Source organism: Paenibacillus sp. FSL H8-0280 (genome assembly GCF_045040665.1).
Lineage (GTDB): Bacteria > Bacillota > Bacilli > Paenibacillales > Paenibacillaceae > Paenibacillus > Paenibacillus xylanexedens_A.
The window spans coordinates 1,262,374-1,277,618 of sequence record NZ_CP150296.1; the positions used below are offsets into that span (position 1 = coordinate 1,262,374).

At 46.9% G+C, this 15,245-nt stretch carries 13 protein-coding genes; 9 read left to right on the forward strand and 4 right to left on the reverse strand.

The features are described 5' to 3' along the window. Window positions 1–24 precede the first annotated feature (24 nt). From MHI12_RS05590 to MHI12_RS05605, 4 genes are all read left to right on the forward strand, one after another. Window positions 25–825 carry a nucleotidyltransferase domain-containing protein gene (locus MHI12_RS05590; RefSeq protein ID WP_405171806.1) on the forward strand — a complete coding sequence of 267 codons (801 nt, stop codon included), beginning with the start codon at window positions 25–27 and terminating at the stop codon, window positions 823–825. A 435-nt stretch (window positions 826–1,260) separates the two neighbouring features. Beyond that, window positions 1,261–2,862: a 3' terminal RNA ribose 2'-O-methyltransferase Hen1 gene (locus MHI12_RS05595; protein WP_405171807.1), complete on the forward strand. Its 1,602-nt coding sequence runs from the start codon at window positions 1,261–1,263 to the stop codon at window positions 2,860–2,862. After that, window positions 2,859–5,537, forward strand: coding sequence for a polynucleotide kinase-phosphatase (locus MHI12_RS05600; protein ID WP_405171808.1), 2,679 nt, complete (start codon window positions 2,859–2,861; stop codon window positions 5,535–5,537). Before MHI12_RS05595 ends, MHI12_RS05600 begins: the two co-directional genes overlap by 4 nt. Window positions 5,538–5,632: 95 nt before the next feature. Continuing rightward, window positions 5,633–6,265: a copper amine oxidase N-terminal domain-containing protein gene (locus MHI12_RS05605; RefSeq protein WP_405171809.1), complete on the forward strand. Its 633-nt coding sequence runs from the start codon at window positions 5,633–5,635 to the stop codon at window positions 6,263–6,265. Between the two features lie 137 nt (window positions 6,266–6,402). On the opposite strand, the gene MHI12_RS05610 is transcribed toward MHI12_RS05605, so the two are convergent. Then, window positions 6,403–6,795: a RidA family protein gene (locus MHI12_RS05610; protein ID WP_405171810.1), complete on the reverse strand. Its 393-nt coding sequence runs from the start codon at window positions 6,793–6,795 to the stop codon at window positions 6,403–6,405. 275 nt (window positions 6,796–7,070) lie between these two features. Here MHI12_RS05610 and MHI12_RS05615 point away from each other — a divergent pair, with 275 nt between their 5' ends. Next, the gene (locus MHI12_RS05615) at window positions 7,071–7,322 is read left to right on the forward strand and encodes a hypothetical protein (RefSeq protein WP_047841868.1); all 252 of its coding nucleotides are present in this window, start codon (window positions 7,071–7,073) and stop codon (window positions 7,320–7,322) included. Between the two features lie 68 nt (window positions 7,323–7,390). On the opposite strand, the gene MHI12_RS05620 is transcribed toward MHI12_RS05615, so the two are convergent. Both MHI12_RS05620 and MHI12_RS05625 read right to left on the reverse strand, forming a co-directional pair. Beyond that, window positions 7,391–8,179, reverse strand: coding sequence for an S-layer homology domain-containing protein (locus tag MHI12_RS05620; RefSeq protein WP_047841869.1), 789 nt, complete (start codon window positions 8,177–8,179; stop codon window positions 7,391–7,393). A gap of 225 nt (window positions 8,180–8,404) precedes the next feature. After that, window positions 8,405–9,325 carry an AEC family transporter gene (locus tag MHI12_RS05625; RefSeq protein WP_150366318.1) on the reverse strand — a complete coding sequence of 307 codons (921 nt, stop codon included), beginning with the start codon at window positions 9,323–9,325 and terminating at the stop codon, window positions 8,405–8,407. A 121-nt stretch (window positions 9,326–9,446) separates the two neighbouring features. On the opposite strand from MHI12_RS05625, the gene MHI12_RS05630 reads away from it, so the two are divergent. The 3 genes from MHI12_RS05630 to MHI12_RS05640 all read left to right on the forward strand — a co-directional run bounded on the left by MHI12_RS05630 (window position 9,447) and on the right by MHI12_RS05640 (window position 12,271). After that, window positions 9,447–9,962, forward strand: coding sequence for a mismatch-specific DNA-glycosylase (locus MHI12_RS05630; RefSeq protein ID WP_340966120.1), 516 nt, complete (start codon window positions 9,447–9,449; stop codon window positions 9,960–9,962). A 142-nt stretch (window positions 9,963–10,104) separates the two neighbouring features. Further along, window positions 10,105–10,680, forward strand: coding sequence for an RNA polymerase sigma factor (locus MHI12_RS05635; protein WP_062832928.1), 576 nt, complete (start codon window positions 10,105–10,107; stop codon window positions 10,678–10,680). Beyond that, window positions 10,658–12,271 carry a hypothetical protein gene (locus tag MHI12_RS05640; protein WP_405171811.1) on the forward strand — a complete coding sequence of 538 codons (1,614 nt, stop codon included), beginning with the start codon at window positions 10,658–10,660 and terminating at the stop codon, window positions 12,269–12,271. Before MHI12_RS05635 ends, MHI12_RS05640 begins: the two co-directional genes overlap by 23 nt. 236 nt (window positions 12,272–12,507) lie before the next feature. On the opposite strand, the gene MHI12_RS05645 is transcribed toward MHI12_RS05640, so the two are convergent. After that, window positions 12,508–13,569 carry a LacI family DNA-binding transcriptional regulator gene (locus tag MHI12_RS05645; protein WP_405171812.1) on the reverse strand — a complete coding sequence of 354 codons (1,062 nt, stop codon included), beginning with the start codon at window positions 13,567–13,569 and terminating at the stop codon, window positions 12,508–12,510. Window positions 13,570–13,683: 114 nt separating this feature from the next. Between MHI12_RS05645 and MHI12_RS05650 the strand changes: the two genes are divergently transcribed. Further along, window positions 13,684–15,003, forward strand: coding sequence for a glycoside hydrolase family 125 protein (locus tag MHI12_RS05650; RefSeq protein WP_405171813.1), 1,320 nt, complete (start codon window positions 13,684–13,686; stop codon window positions 15,001–15,003). Window positions 15,004–15,245: the final 242 nt, after the last annotated feature.

Consider the following 15,245-nt stretch of genomic DNA (forward strand, 5'->3'; position numbering starts at 1 on the left):
GAGGGAATTTGGAGGTGGCTGACCATGACCTACATTCATGAAGAAATGAGAGATACGATTAGACAACAGCTGAAGCAGATTGAACAGGAGGAGCAGGTACGAATCATCTATGCCTGTGAATCGGGCAGTCGAGCGTGGGGATTTCCTTCCCAGGACAGTGATTATGATGTGCGTTTTTTGTATGTAAGACCACTGGAATGGTACTTGTCGATTGAGGATAAAAGGGATGTGATCGAACGTCCAATTAGTGACCAGCTCGATATCAATGGTTGGGATCTGCGCAAAGCGTTGAAGCTGTTTCGCAAATCAAATCCACCACTGCTGGAGTGGCTGCAATCCCCCATTCAGTATGATGAACAGTATAGTGTGGCACAGCATATCCGTGCACTGTCGCCTTTGACCTTCTCGCCCAAGTCCTGCATGTATCATTATCTGAATATGGCAAAGGGGAACTTCCGCGATTATTTACAAGGGGACCAGGTGAGGATCAAAAAGTATTTCTATGTTCTTCGCCCCTTACTGGCTTGTGGCTGGATCGAACGTTATGATGCAATGCCACCGATGGCATTTGAAGAGCTGGTGCAAGAACTTGTACCAGCGAATACATCGCTGTATACGGAGATTCATGAATTGCTGCGCCGGAAAAAGGCGGGCGAGGAACTGGATCTGGAGCCGCAGTTGCCAGCAATACAAGCTTTTTTGGCGGAGAAGATCGAGCATTTTGAACGACTGGCTGGCCAGATGGAGAATGAGCAGATTATTCAATTTGAAGAATTGGACCGGATTTTCCGTTTTGCATTGCAAGAGGTATGGGGGAACAATTAGGGCGTTTCTTCTCACCCAGGCGAGCGATTCGATGATGAATGTCCGCATCCCGAACGTTTTAAAGTCCAGGTCGGCTGGCTGATTGTGACGAATTGCAATTGCTAGGGAGAGTATGTTCTAAGGAACACAGGATGTCTTAAGTGCCCTCCAGGATGCCTTGTTAAAATGTAAGAAACATGGGACACGTTATTGCCCGAAAAAGTCGGATAAAAGGATAGAAAAAGGCGGTTTATCTCCATATAGCGTGACTGGGGTTTGTTAGGTTTCCGAGGGTGCTTCTCATCATGAAATAAGACGCCGGCGATTCGTTAGCGCTCCATTCATGCACTTGTGCTGCTCTGGCTCCGGGACGTTTAAGTACGCCTTGGCTTTCAGCAGGTTTGAAGACACTATCTAGTGCGTGACAACATTTTTCATATATAAGGAGGAGAACTGATGCATCTGATCTTGAAAGCAAGCGGTGCTGACGCGGGGGTTGTATCCCATCTGTTAGCGAAGAATCCGCTGAATATATATGACCGCGTAGACAAAGGTGTGCGTGTAAGAATGGTGTACACCACGGCTACAGAGACCGAAACAGAAGTGCTGATTCATGCCGAGCCTGATCCTGTGGATCTGGTCAGAGGTACACCGGACGGGTATGACATAACGCAATATATCAATGATCGTGAGTTTGTGACCAGCAGCTTGTTCTGCTCTTACATACGTGGGGGTCTAGGGACGGCCCTAAATGGTAAGCCCAAGGAAGACTATGTGCAATGGGTAGGTCATGCTTTCGAGTTGGAACTGACCTTTGGCCCAGTGGCTTCCGACCTGCCGGATCGGGTTGTTGAGGAACTATTCTCGCCATTAGGATACGCAGTTTCGGTGGAACGTGGAGAACTATCGTATTCATTTGATCTGAAAAATAAAAGCACGGTTCGCCATATCATCCTGCGTGGACGTAACACGGTACAACATGCACTGCGTCAGCTTTTTCTACTGATTCCAGTGCTGGATAATTACAAACATTATTTCATCAGTGAAGATGAGATCGATAAAATCAAACGTTATGGTGAAGGGTGGCTGGATGCTCATCCACTGAAAGAACTCATAGTGAAGCGTACGCTACGTTTTACCGAACTGATTCGGCAGTATGAGCGTCAAGAGGGTGCTTTGACTGTGTCCTTTGGACAGGAGAGAGGAATAGGCCACACCTCGGAAGCGATTATTCAGGAGAATAAAGCAGGGCATCAGGAAGAAGGAGAACAAGAGTACCTGGGGTCCGAGTCCGATAGCGATGAGAAGCAACTGAATGCAGATTCTAGAGGTCCAGGTGAAGGTACAGATGCAGATACAGAGATAGAAGATGGTGATGCAAAGATTGCTGATGTAGATACAGGTACAGCTGGAGGAGATGGCGGGCAATCTGAACCTCCTGTGCGGTTAAACGAGTTGCGTTATCGTGCGATTACGGATGTGGTTGCAGCGTTGCCAGTCAAACGGCGCATTGTGGATATGGGAGCGGGTGAAGGCAAGCTGTCCGCTCGCTTATCCTACATTCCTGGAGTGGAGGCAATTCTGGCCGTTGAACCTTCCGGTCAGTCGCGGCTCCGGGCCATGGAGCGCTTTGCTAAGCTGGAGGGACGTTCAGGAGTGGTGGCTATGCCGGAGCCGATCATCGGTTCACTGTTTTATTTTGACGAGCAGATGCAAAACCAGGACGTTATGATTCTGTGCGAAGTGGTTGAGCATATCGAGGAATATCGTCTGAACGGAATTATGGATACGATCATGAATGATTATCAGCCAGAAGTGCTGCTGGTCACTACACCAAACAAGGAATATAACGAAGTGTATGCAATGGAGGAGGAAAGTTTCCGTCACCATGATCATCGCTTTGAGTGGACTCGTGCGGAGCTGGCTTCCCGGTGTGAGGAATGGACGCAGCACGGGAAGTATGGCTATGAAATTAAGGGTATCGGTGAGCATGTAGAGAGCTATGGACAACCTACCCAACTGGTCATTTTTGAGCGGAGAAAGGAGAGCCAATCATGAGGAGAATAGTAAGACCGAATGAAATCTCGGATGTAGGCAGAGGGCAGCAGGATAGGGAAAGTGGGACGGAGGAAAGACAGCGTGAGATTCATCTACCCAACGCAGGCATTGTCGTTCTTGTCGGCCCGTCCAACAGTGGCAAAAGTACGTTATTGGATCGTCTTGTTGCAGAAAGCGTCATTCGCCGCACGGAAGCCGTCTCATCCGATCAATTCCGCATGCTGGTTGGAGATGATGAGTATGTGGATTGGAAACACCGTCCCCGCAGTGAAGCGGATGTGATCTATGCGGAGTATCAGCAAGTATCGGCAAAAGCATTTGAAGCGATGGAGGCGATGCTGGCAACCCGCTGCCGCCTGAACAAGCTGACCTGGGTGGATGCGACACATCTGTATCCCGAGGATCGCCAGCGCCTAATTCAGGTGGCGAGAAAGACTCATGTGCCTGTGATTGCTGTCGTGTTGGATATTCCGGAAAAAGAACTACTGGAACGTGATGCCCAGCGGGAGTATCCGCGTGGCCGTCAACGGGTGAAACAACAGGTGCAGCAGTTCAAGCGCACATTACGCTCGATCCGTGAGGATGGCTTTGATGCCAGTTATGTGCTGAAGCGGCCAGATGAGATTACGTTTGTCCGCACATGCAATCCGCTGGTGACTGACATGGGTACAGGTATTGATATCATCGGAGATATTCACGGTTGTTATGATGAAATGATGGAATTAATCGTGCGCCTCGGATATGTGGACAAGGACGGAAGTGGCCTGTACCGTCACCCTGAAGGACGCAAATTGGTCTCCGTTGGTGACGTAACGAGCCGTGGGCCAGAATCGTTACAATGTCTGTTGTTCTGGCAACGTCATTGTACCGCCGAGCTCGCCTACATGATTGACAGTAATCACGGCTGGAAGATCGCACGTTATCTGGATGGTCGAGACGTTACGCTGAGTCATGGTGACGAACGGGTGGAGATGGAACTGCTACAGTTTGAGCAGGAGCACGGCCAAGAGACAGCAAAGCGAGTACGTGCAGAGCTTAGGACCTTTCTGCTTGATGCACCATCTCATCTGGTCTTTTCCCGAAATGGGGTAAGACAGGTGGTTGTGGCACACGCAGGGATACGAGATCATTTTATCGGAAAACAGTCCAAACGTATTCAGGATTACTGCCGGTATGGCGATGTGGAAGGTACGGATGAGCAGGGTCGGCCAGTGCGCAAGGATTGGTATGTGGATCACAATTCGGGTGAATGCATCGTCTGGGGACATGATCCCCGTCCATATCCTACGATTGTGAATGATACGGTTAACATTGATCAAGGTGTCGTTTTTGGTGGCATGCTCACTGCTTGGCGAATGCCAGAACGTGAGGCAGTCAGTGTTCCGGCGAAGCAGGATTATGCTGGAGATCCGGATAGTCCATTAAAGCGCTGGGAACAGCGGCGCTTTGCTCCGCCAAACATACGTAAGTTCAAGGAGGGTTTCACGGTTCAGACAGCATCCAAACTCGACGTGTCTGTGCACGGTGAGGTGGCGAAGACGGCGATTGATACGTTTTCCCATTATACTGTGCCGCTGGAAGAACTGCTCTACATCCCGCCTACGATGAGTCCGCCCCCGGGTGTCTGTTCTGTAGAGGGGTATCTGGAGCATCCACAGGATGCGTTCCAGTATTATCGCTCACAGGGCGTTACCCATATGGTTGCCGAGAAGAAACACATGGGCAGCCGGGCCATCTTGCTTCTTTTCCGCGATGAGCAAGCTGCGGGGCAGCGAGTGGGCCGACCGATGCTGGGGAACATTGTGACCCGGACGGGCCGATCCTTTTTTGACCCTTCGACAGAGCAGGATGTGCTCTCCAGATTACATGGGGACTTGACCGCAGATGGTTATTTTGATCGTCATCAGACGGAGTTCGTACTGCTCGATGCGGAGATTGTACCTTGGAATCTGAAGGCGCGTGAGCTGATTGCTTCACAATATGCACACGTGGCCGAAGCCTCCATGATGGATCGCTCTACGGTGCTGGACAAACTGCGCGAAGCTGAAGCGGCAGGTCGTAATGTAGAGGAGTGGTTGCAGGAGACGGTAAGTAAACTCGCTAATGCGGAGACATTTCGCGATGTATTCCAGAAATACTGCTGGGATGTGGATGATATCGGAGATATTCGGATTGCGCCGTTCCACACACTGGCACATAGCTCAGGAGCATTTTGGGAGCAAACGCATGAATGGCACATGGAACAAAACCGTGAGTTTGCCCGGATATCAAACTTGATGATGGAGACGGAATATCGCGTGATCGCAAGTGAGGCAGATGAAGCGGATGTCATTCGTTGGTGGGATGAGATTACGGCGGAAGGACATGAGGGAATTGTGATCAAACCCGAAACATTCCGCGCCTGGAATAGCAACAAAATCATCCAGCCTGCGATAAAAGTACGAGGACGTGCATATTTGCACATCATCTATGGTATGGATTACCTGGCACCCGAGAATCTGTCCCGACTTCGTAAACGCAAAACGTCCAAAAAAGAACGTCACGCCTTAATGGAGAGTGCATTGGGCATGGAGGGGATTGAGCGCTTTATACGCAGAGAGCCAGTGGAACGAATTCATGAATGCGTGCTGGCAACGTTATCTCTGGAGTCAGAGCGAGTAGACCCGCGTTTGTAAACTGTTATATGAAAATAAATTTTGTTATTCACCTATATTGTATGGGTAATTATGGTATGATACTCTGGCTAAACTAATTGCTGGAGGTTATCCGTATGCGTATCAAAGTAATAAGCAGTTTGCTTGCCATTTTTATGATTTTTGCTACTGTTGCGTCTGCCCATCCGGGAAGAACAGATGCAAATGGGGGACATACCTGTCGAACCAACTGTGCAAAATGGGGGCTGAAACAAGGGGAATATCATTATCACAACGGAGGTTCTTCTTCGAGTTCCAAATCTTCCTCTTCAAGTTCATCCAGTTCAGGAAGTACCAAGAAAAGTAACAAGTCTTCAACTGCAACCCAAAAGAAAGCCACTCCTAAACCAGAATATATCAAGTCTGCTGTTCAGGTGAAGGTGAATGGTTCCAAGGTTATTTTCACTGAATCTCCTATTGTAATGAATAACACAAATCTCGTACCCCTGCGTGAGATGGCCAAAGCAATGAAAGCCAAAACGTCTTGGGACAGTAAGACTCAAACCATTACCATTACCAAAGACAAGTACAAGCTAATCTTTACCTTGGGCAGTAAAAAGGTGAAGGTTAACGGGAAAGAAGTCACCCTACAGGCAGCACCCAAAGAAATTAAGGGAACGACGTACATTCCCCTCAGAGTTTTGGTAGAAGGGCTTGGGGCATCCCTCACTTCATCTGGTAATACGCTGACAGTGAAGGTGAAAGAATAAGATTAAGAGATTATAAAAAAGCAGGTTGGGACCTAATCCCAACCTGCTTTTTTATGTGGCGTATGAACTTCGTTAAAGCAAGTTCCTTATCATGCTTGTGTGCGTGGTGCTGTAACTTTTAAGATGACCTGGATCAGTTAGTCGGTATGAGCAACGGCGCGAATCTCAATCAGTTGATGAGGGAAGGCGAGTCCGGATGTCCCAACCATCGTAACAGCTGGACGATGCGTACCAATGTACTCTTTATACACGGCAACACATGGCTCAAGATGCTCCTGCGGGTGAACCAAAAAAATCTCCAGTTCAGCAATGTTCGACTTGGTCACGTTAAATCCTGCGAGCACGCGATCCAAGTTATCTAGTGTCTGGCGGACTTGTGCTTCAATATCATCGACACCAATAAACGTCCCCTGCATATTATGCGAAAATTGTCCTGCAATGTAGATCGTACCGTTAATGCTGTATCCCTGAGCAACGCTAAATGCTTCTTCCCAGGTCACACCGTGGCTATATATTTGAGCTGTAGTCATAAGTTTCTCTCCTTTGGAATTCAAGATAAGGTTAGTATAAACGGAGAAAAACGACTTGTGCAGTACGCACTTTCATGACAGTGACTATCCATAAGGATAGCGTGAGCAGGGTGTTAGTAAGCCCAACGACTCATTTCGGAGAATCTTTATATCAGGATATTTAATTTAGCTATAACTAACTTAAGTCCTATATCCTTCCCCTAGAATCTGGGTAATAATTAAAGTAGGCAAGTGATTGATGCAATCTCATAACGTAACGATAGGGGGTAACCTGTATGGCATCCGTAATTCTGCTGGTGAAACAGACGGAGGACGATGAGAAGGTTATTTATCGATTCGGACCGAATGAGCGTAAGATGGGGCTCATTGAGATGAATAAGATCAAGGAAAGTGTGAGGGAACTGGAACCTGTCCAGGTGGATGGGGTAAGCCCGAGTTTTTTCTTTAACCGAGCCGCGCAGCGACTGGTACGATGTTTATTCAGGGAAGGCGGAAAGTTCCCGGAACGAACGACGTTTGAATCATAGTACACACTCGTTAAAATAAAACACTCTGTATCCCATGTTGTAGACTGGATACAGAGTGTTTTTAAGTTCTATTTGCTTGAATATTTTTTAAGTGTACCATCTGCTTGTAAATCGAGATATAACCTGTGAAGAATAGTTGCTGCTTCTGCTCTTGTTATTGTTTTTCTGGGATTAAACAGGCCTTCATTTGCTGTCATTATACCTTTCTTTTGTAAGGCTGCGAGACTGCTACCAACCAAAGCTGAGTGATCATCACTAAGTTCCAGTCCTTCAAAAAGTAACGGGTAGACCTTATTGGTCCCATCAACTTCATAGTTAAAGCGTCCATCTTTCAAATGTTCATCACTATACTCGCGTTTGGGGATATCCTTCATCGTGTGTAGAATGTCGTAGACTTCCTGACTGTCATCAATCTCATCGTATAAGACAGGTAGCAGGTTTACTACTCCGATACGAGTGAGCTTGTTATCAGGATAGAAGTAGTTGTTTCCCTTCTTAATGGCATATGTTGAATATGTAAACTGTGAGAGTGCTTTGGATGTGGAACTGTAAGCCCAGTGACTAGCAGGAACATCTTTAAACTTTCGAGTTGGCATGTCATCGTTCGTTATGTATTTATTAAATAACTGTGAAAACATCGTGATGAATTCTGCTTTGGTCACACTATTATCGGGTTTAAATGTGCCATTTTGGTAACCTTTGATTATTCCCTTCTTACTCATAAATTCAATGGATTCGATAGCCCAAGAGTGTTTGTTTTGGGTGACATCCTTGAAGGTGGAACCTTTGGCACTGGCAGCTGTAGAGCCTGCGATGAGAGATGACAAGAGGAACATGATGATAACTAGCTTTTTCATGCTGACTTCCTTTCTAAATGTAGATTCAAATTTTGGAAACTCCTAAATCTTAGCATAATAAATTTCGAGCGTATACTTATTTCAGGGAATAAAGGGACTATTTATCTATTCTAAAAAGGGTGCTGTGGCATTTGCTTAATGTAATGGATGAAAAAAGGCCCATCTCCACAATGTGAAGACAGACCGTTCTATGAATGCTAAGGATATTTATTCCATTCTAAAATTTCAGAACGTTTTGGCATAAGAGATCAGCGCCGTAATCGTAATGATGTTCAAGAGCGTTGAGATTAGCACCGTCTGGGCTGCAAAATCGGGTTCGTTATCGTATTCTTCCGCCAGGATGGATGCGTTGACACCGGTTGGCATACCCGAAGCGATAATGAGTGCCTGTGCAGCGATACCTTCCAACCCAAGCAGAAGCACAATTGAAATCCCGATAGCCGGGCCAATCAGAAGACGCAAAAATGTGCTAATATACACATCAAGGCGATACAGTTGAATTGGATATTTTACAATCTGTGCCCCGAGTGTCAGAAGCGCCACGGCAACCATACTTTGCTGCGCATAGGTCAGCGGCATGGACAGGAAGGTAGGCAAGGGAACTTTCCACATGTGAAGCAGAATTCCCAGCAAGAGCGCATACGGAACAGGCATTTTAAGAAAACCAATAATCACCGCACGGTAATTACCTTTGAGCTTCGCGCCCTGAATGGACAACACGCCATAGGTGAATGTCAGTAATGCCTGTAAAGACATGACCAGCGCCTGAATGGAAGAGGCGAGTGGATCGCCTCGGAATACCAGTGCATTGATAGGCAGTCCATAGTTGCCTGCGTTATCCAGCATAATGCTGTTGTTGAAGGCAGCCTTCATGCCTTTATTCATCTTAAGTGAACGCGCAAATACAGAACCTACAATATAGAGAATCAATACATATATCGCGTAAAAGAGTGTCACGGTCCCAAGCAGTTCGCCCGACATATCCGAGTGGTACATGCTCATAAAGACGGCTGCGGGGGTAATACAATAGAAATTGATTTTGGCGAGTGTGTACAAGTCCAGCTTGAACACCTTTTGCATCCAGGACCCGACGGCGATCAGGAGAAAGACGGGCAGGACGACTTCAAGCATGATGTCTGCAATCATTAGTTCAGCTTCCTTTTTCATGAAAATTTCAATCCGATTTCGAAAATGCTTTGCTCATTATATCATTTTATACACAACCGAATGTGTGAATTGGCTAAAAAAGATCAGGAGGGGTTGCATCATGATTCCAGATCATCTGGATGTTGGTTTATCGATATTGTTTATTGGTTTCAATCCGAGCATTACGTCTGGAGAGACGGGTCATCATTATGCTTACAAAGGAAACCGGTTCTGGCGCATCCTTGAACGGTCGGGATTAACCCCGCGTTTATATGATGCACAAGAGGATGGAGAGTTGCTGAAGCTGGGATATGGATTCACGAATATTGTGGCCCGTCCCACCAAAGGTATGGAGGATATTACGAAGGAGGAGTACGCAGAAGGACGACAGGTTTTACGGCAAAAGCTGGAGAAATACCGACCGGACATCGCCTGTTTTGTCGGGAAAGGCGTATACACCCAGTACAGCAAGCGCGCCAAAGTGCAATGGGGATTCCAGGACGACCCGGTCGTCAATGAAATTCAGGAGTTCGTCGCTCCGTCGTCCAGTGGACTCGTGCGCATGTCGATGGATGAGATTGTGGCGATCTATTCACAGCTTGCTGATTTTGTCACGGAGAAGAACAGGGAAGATTAAGAGGCAAGTAAGCAGAGTTCACCCAGTCGGCTTTGCCGATAAGGGCGAATTCTTTTTTTTGGATAAAGTGAGAGGTTTCGGGAACGGCTTCCGTCTATATAGTACAGAACCATGCATGGAAGCTGTAGAGAAGGGGGATTACATGACTCAACAGATACCGGAGGAGGAGCTTATTCAGCGCATTGTTGCAGGGGATAAGCAGTTATTCTCCGTGCTTGTGGATCGATATAAAAATAAAGTCTACGGCATCATGCGCGGAATGGGCGCGAGTCATCCGGATGCACAGGATCTCGCTCAGGATACGTTCATTCGCATCTATCGTTATCTCCCGTCGCGGCGGGAGGGAAGCAGTTTCTCGTCGTGGGTGTACACCATTGCGGTGAATCGGATGCGGGATTTTATACGGGAAAAGAAACCTGTGATGTCTCCGGTCGATCAAGGGATCGAACCTGTCAGTAATGAAACACCTGAAAAGCGTGTGCTACACAAAGAGATGCAGCGTGAAATATACCGACAGCTCGAACAGTTACCTGAATCGTATCGCCTGGTGTTATTACTGAAGTACACAAACGAGTTGAGCTATGAAGAGATTGCAGACATTACAGGCATGAGTTCAACCAAAGTACGAAACGCCCTTTATCGCGGAAAAAAAACGCTGAGGAAGCAAATGGAACGCAAAGGAGGTTTAGCTACGTATGAAGCCTATTTCAAGGGATGAAGATCGGTTGTGGGAGGAGCACCTGTACCGTGAGGAGCCGGATGCGGATTTTACGCTGAAGGTCATGCAGAAGCTGGATGGGGTGTCCATGGAAAATGGAGAAGATGAGCATCCATTCGTGAAAAAATCCAAGAGAGCGCATTGGATGCGCCGGACGGCTATCGCTGCAGCGGCAGTTGTGATCTTTGCCGGAGGGGCCTGGTTTGCTTTCGAACGAACAGCAGAGCCAGCACAACCCGCGGAAAATGCTGTGGATCGTCTGCCATTGCCTAACATACCTGTGCCTGAAGCGTTGAAATATTCCTATTTTGCGGATGATTATAAACGTCTTAAACCTTTTGGACTTGTGGTTAATCCGGATATCAATATCAATGACCAGGGCTACACGCTTAAAATTGAAGACGTGCTTGTAGACCGATCTCATATGGTAATGACCATGCAACAAACAACACCTGATGGATTAGGGGTATCACGGTTTCTGCCTGAGTTGGGGAGAATTCATGTTACGGATGAAGAGGGGCGACAGGTTGCCACTCTTGCAAGAGATGCAAGAACAAAGGGCCCTCTAACTGAACGATTGTTATTCCAGTTTCATGATGAAATTCCGGATCAAGTGGTCGTGCGGGGTGAACTGCGTAATTTAAATGTGGGCAGATATTATGATTACGAGAAGAAATCCTACGAAGATAGAGATGTTACGGTGGATTGGAGCTTCAAATTTAAGATCGATATGACCAAAGCCAAATCATTGGCTGTTGAAAATTCTATGGATAACACATATACGACGCCAGAAGGACTAAAGCTTGATATGACACAGCTTGTACGCACGCCAAACGGAACCCGGCTTGACCTGAATGTGAGTCTGGATGATGAACTTCGTGCCAAAGTTGATGAGAATTGGGCGAGCTATATGAGTATCATCTACCATCTTGAGATTCCTGAAACAAATGAATATCGAATTTTCAATGGAATAAGACCAGATGCCCGTCAAGCCAAGTTCCAGCTCCAAGATCAGAGTGACTTAAGGAACGGTGGGCCGTTGAAGTTGTCAGAGACATGGGACCCTGCGTTGGTAACGGTAGATGCGAAGAACATTCGCTTTGTTCTGGATGGTTACACCCTGCCGGTGAAAGAAGAGAAATCAGTGGAAGTTGATCTGAATAAGAGGCGTAAGGACACGAATTTTTATACTTTTGCACAATTTGAACAGCTTGGAGATAAAATATTATTCTATGATTTTGAGTACGAGCCACTGATGGAATCGTATGATCCTCCGAAGATTGATGTAAAGGAAGGGTATTCACTAGTTCTGAAGGGGAGTGGGACGTTCCGAAATGCTTTCATGGGTGATCGCTGGGTTGCAGTAGATTCGGATGGAAAAGAGTATCCTGTTGAAGTGAACGGTTATCCGGATCAACCTAATAATAACGGTGAATACGTTGAAGATGATCTGCAATTAAAAATTCGGGGGTTTAACGAAGAAAAGGGTACAAAATTCACTTTGAAAAGAACCGTAGTCAATAGAGAGTATCGCGATGTGAATTGGGAAGTGGATCTTCCATCGTACAGTAGCCTGCCTTGGCTGAAATAACCAGTAGTACAATTCTTTAGACATGAAGTAAATGAAGCTTAGAATGGATGATATAAGGATGGGTGGATGAATCAGTAGATTTAAGTGTGAATGTACAGGAATATAAGGATATAAGCCTAATATACGAAAAAGGCCCTGCATAATGGTATGCGGGGCCTCTTTCGTATTCACCAGACTCACGGGGACAGCATGTACCTAACGAATCTATCTTCAAAAGAGCGGTTACCCTTTCCGAATTAGGCCGATTCCCTTGGAATCAACGTAGTTGATAACATAACCGTTTCTTTCGGTGTCCCCGGGCGTTCGATCCGGCGTTGTAAAGCTTCAACGGCACGCTGTCCGAGTTCTTCTTTACACAGATTAACTGTGGTCAGAGGTGGGGAAGACGTAACGGCAGAGTGTACATTGTCGATACCGATGACAAGGCAATCTTTAGGTGTGGAGATGCCCATCTCCTGTAATTTGTGCATCCACTGCAAAGCAATATCATCATTAACACCAATCCAGGCATCGGGACGTTTGTCATCTGGCATGTTTTGAATTGTGGTAGCCAGCTGGTTAACCCATTCCCCGTTCTCATACGGAATATTCCATTCTCTGAAGCTGGTCGTATGACTGGTGTCCACATGGAAATGGTTCAGGGCCAACTCAATCCCTATCTTCCGCTGCGCAAAGCTGGCAGCACGACCATCATCTGTGATGAGGCCAATCCGTCGGCAATTCATAGACATTAGATATCTAGCCACAGTGATGCCAGCTTCCAGATTATCATGGCTGATTGTATCACAATTCAGCAGGGGTTCCTGATGATCCACCAGAATAATAGGCCGACCCGTCTGAGAGAGTCGTTGCAGAACCGTATGAGGGAAAGCCCCCATGACAATAATCCCGGCACAACGTTCCCAGTCCAAGTGAGGAGCAATAGCTTTTTCAGGAGAGGTGTTCTCGTCCGTCACTCCGAGTGAGGGAGATACAATGGCATGATGCCAACCACGCTCATTACAGGCGGAGATCATGCCAGACAGAACACGTTGCCAGTAGTGGGGTTCACCGCGGTTGAGCTGATTCATGCATATGAGAGCAAACGGTGGATCGGACGGATCTGCATGGTTTGCAGTAGCAGGACTATTGCTAGCACCAGGTGTATTTTGGCGATATCCTAAAGCCCGAGCGAGTTCGAGTACCCGTGCGCGTGTCGCTTCACTGACACCCGTCTTGCCACTGAGTGCGCGGGAGACGGCATATTTGGATAATCCGAGCTGGTCAGCCAGCGTCTGAATGGATACTTTGCGTGACATATCATTACTCCTTCATTTGACGATCATCTTCTGACACAGTACACTTACAAATAATAATGTTATTATAATTTATCATAACAAAAATAACAATAGAGTTATAAGGAGACAACATCCATGGAACAGTTCAGATTACCGAGAATCCCTATGCCGCATCTAGAATTACCGCAAGCTGTGCAGGATATTCTGACTGAGGCGGACGAGCGTTTGCAACATCGACCGAGATTGCTGGCTCAGTTTCGCAATTGTTTTCCCAATACACTGGAAACGACCACGAAGCTACTGGAGGATGGGACAACCTTTGTGATTACAGGGGATATTCCGGCGATGTGGTTAAGGGATTCCGTAGAGCAGGTCATGCATTATGTTCCGCTTGCAAAGGATGACGAGAAGTTGCAGCGTATTATCGGGGGGCTGATCAAACGCCATACGTTCTACGCTGATATGGACATCTATGCCAATGCGTTCAATGAAACGGCTAATGGTTGGCATTGGGATGCCAATGATGAGACGGAGATGTCACCTTGGGTGTGGGAACGGAAGTTTGAGCTGGATTCTCTTTGTTTCTCCATGAAGCTAGCTTATACATATTGGCGGGAGACGGAACTTACGGATATATTTGATGAGCGCTTCAAGAAAGTGATGGAGAATATCGTACAACTATGGGAGACAGAACAGCATCACACAGAGCAATCACCATACCGGTTCATGCGGCGCAATTGTCCTGCCCATGATACGCTGCGTAATGAAGGATTGGGTATGCCTGTGAATTACACGGGGATGATCTGGTCCGGATTTCGTCCGAGTGATGATGCATGTGATTTCCATTATAATATTCCGGCGAACATGTTCGCTGCGGTAACCTTGCGCCAGATGGGGGAGATCGCGAAGTGGGTGTTCCGGGATGAACAACTGGTAAGCCGAATGGCTCGTTTGGAAGAAGAAATACGACACGGTATTTCCCTGTACGGTACTTATCGTCATCCAGAGTATGGGCAGATCTATGCCTATGAGACGGACGGTTACGGTAACTTTTGTCTGATGGATGATGCGGGCACACCTGGACTGATGTCCATACCGTATATGGAGTATGCTTCGATTGAAGACAAGGTGTATCAAAACACACGTCGATTCATTTTGAGTAGGGAGAATCCGTTCTACTATGAAGGGAAGGCAGCCAAAGGGATCGGTAGCCCGCACACCCCGCCGGGATACATCTGGCACATGGCGTTATCCATGCAGGGCTTAACCGCAAACAATGACGAGGAAATACTGGCGATGATTGAATTGCTGGAAAGTACGGATGCGGGTACCGGATATATGCATGAGGGCTTCCACGCCGATGATCCCAACACGTTCACCAGACCATGGTTCGCCTGGTCCAACAGCCTGTTCTCGCAACTGGTGTATAAGGCAATGAAAAGAGGAATTCTATAAGTGATGTAATTCAAAAAAAATGCTCACTGCTCGCGAAGCAGCCGTTCCGGTTACGAATCGTTCTTTCGATCGCTGTTATCCCCGGATTTCCTGATCGACTTTTGTAAAGTCGAAATCCGGTGATAAAGGCGAACGCTTTGCTTCTTCAGAATCGATTTCGTTCCCTGCACTATTTTCACTATCGAGCGCGACTGTTTTTGAACGATATCATTTTTAGAATAGGAGAGTAGGTAAAAAACAAG

Excerpts from the sequence above, each read along its gene's own strand:
- MHI12_RS05590 (WP_405171806.1), top strand. The coding sequence starts at position 25 with ATGACCTACATTCATGAAGAAATGAGAGATACGATTAGACAACAGCTG.
- MHI12_RS05595 (WP_405171807.1), top strand. The coding sequence starts at position 1,261 with ATGCATCTGATCTTGAAAGCAAGCGGTGCTGACGCGGGGGTTGTATCC.
- MHI12_RS05600 (WP_405171808.1), top strand. The coding sequence starts at position 2,859 with ATGAGGAGAATAGTAAGACCGAATGAAATCTCGGATGTAGGCAGAGGG.
- MHI12_RS05605 (WP_405171809.1), top strand. The coding sequence starts at position 5,633 with ATGCGTATCAAAGTAATAAGCAGTTTGCTTGCCATTTTTATGATTTTT.
- MHI12_RS05610 (WP_405171810.1), bottom strand. The coding sequence starts at position 6,795 with ATGACTACAGCTCAAATATATAGCCACGGTGTGACCTGGGAAGAAGCA.
- MHI12_RS05615 (WP_047841868.1), top strand. The coding sequence starts at position 7,071 with ATGGCATCCGTAATTCTGCTGGTGAAACAGACGGAGGACGATGAGAAG.
- MHI12_RS05620 (WP_047841869.1), bottom strand. The coding sequence starts at position 8,179 with ATGAAAAAGCTAGTTATCATCATGTTCCTCTTGTCATCTCTCATCGCA.
- MHI12_RS05625 (WP_150366318.1), bottom strand. The coding sequence starts at position 9,325 with ATGATTGCAGACATCATGCTTGAAGTCGTCCTGCCCGTCTTTCTCCTG.
- MHI12_RS05630 (WP_340966120.1), top strand. The coding sequence starts at position 9,447 with ATGATTCCAGATCATCTGGATGTTGGTTTATCGATATTGTTTATTGGT.
- MHI12_RS05635 (WP_062832928.1), top strand. The coding sequence starts at position 10,105 with ATGACTCAACAGATACCGGAGGAGGAGCTTATTCAGCGCATTGTTGCA.
- MHI12_RS05640 (WP_405171811.1), top strand. The coding sequence starts at position 10,658 with ATGAAGCCTATTTCAAGGGATGAAGATCGGTTGTGGGAGGAGCACCTG.
- MHI12_RS05645 (WP_405171812.1), bottom strand. The coding sequence starts at position 13,569 with ATGTCACGCAAAGTATCCATTCAGACGCTGGCTGACCAGCTCGGATTA.
- MHI12_RS05650 (WP_405171813.1), top strand. The coding sequence starts at position 13,684 with ATGGAACAGTTCAGATTACCGAGAATCCCTATGCCGCATCTAGAATTA.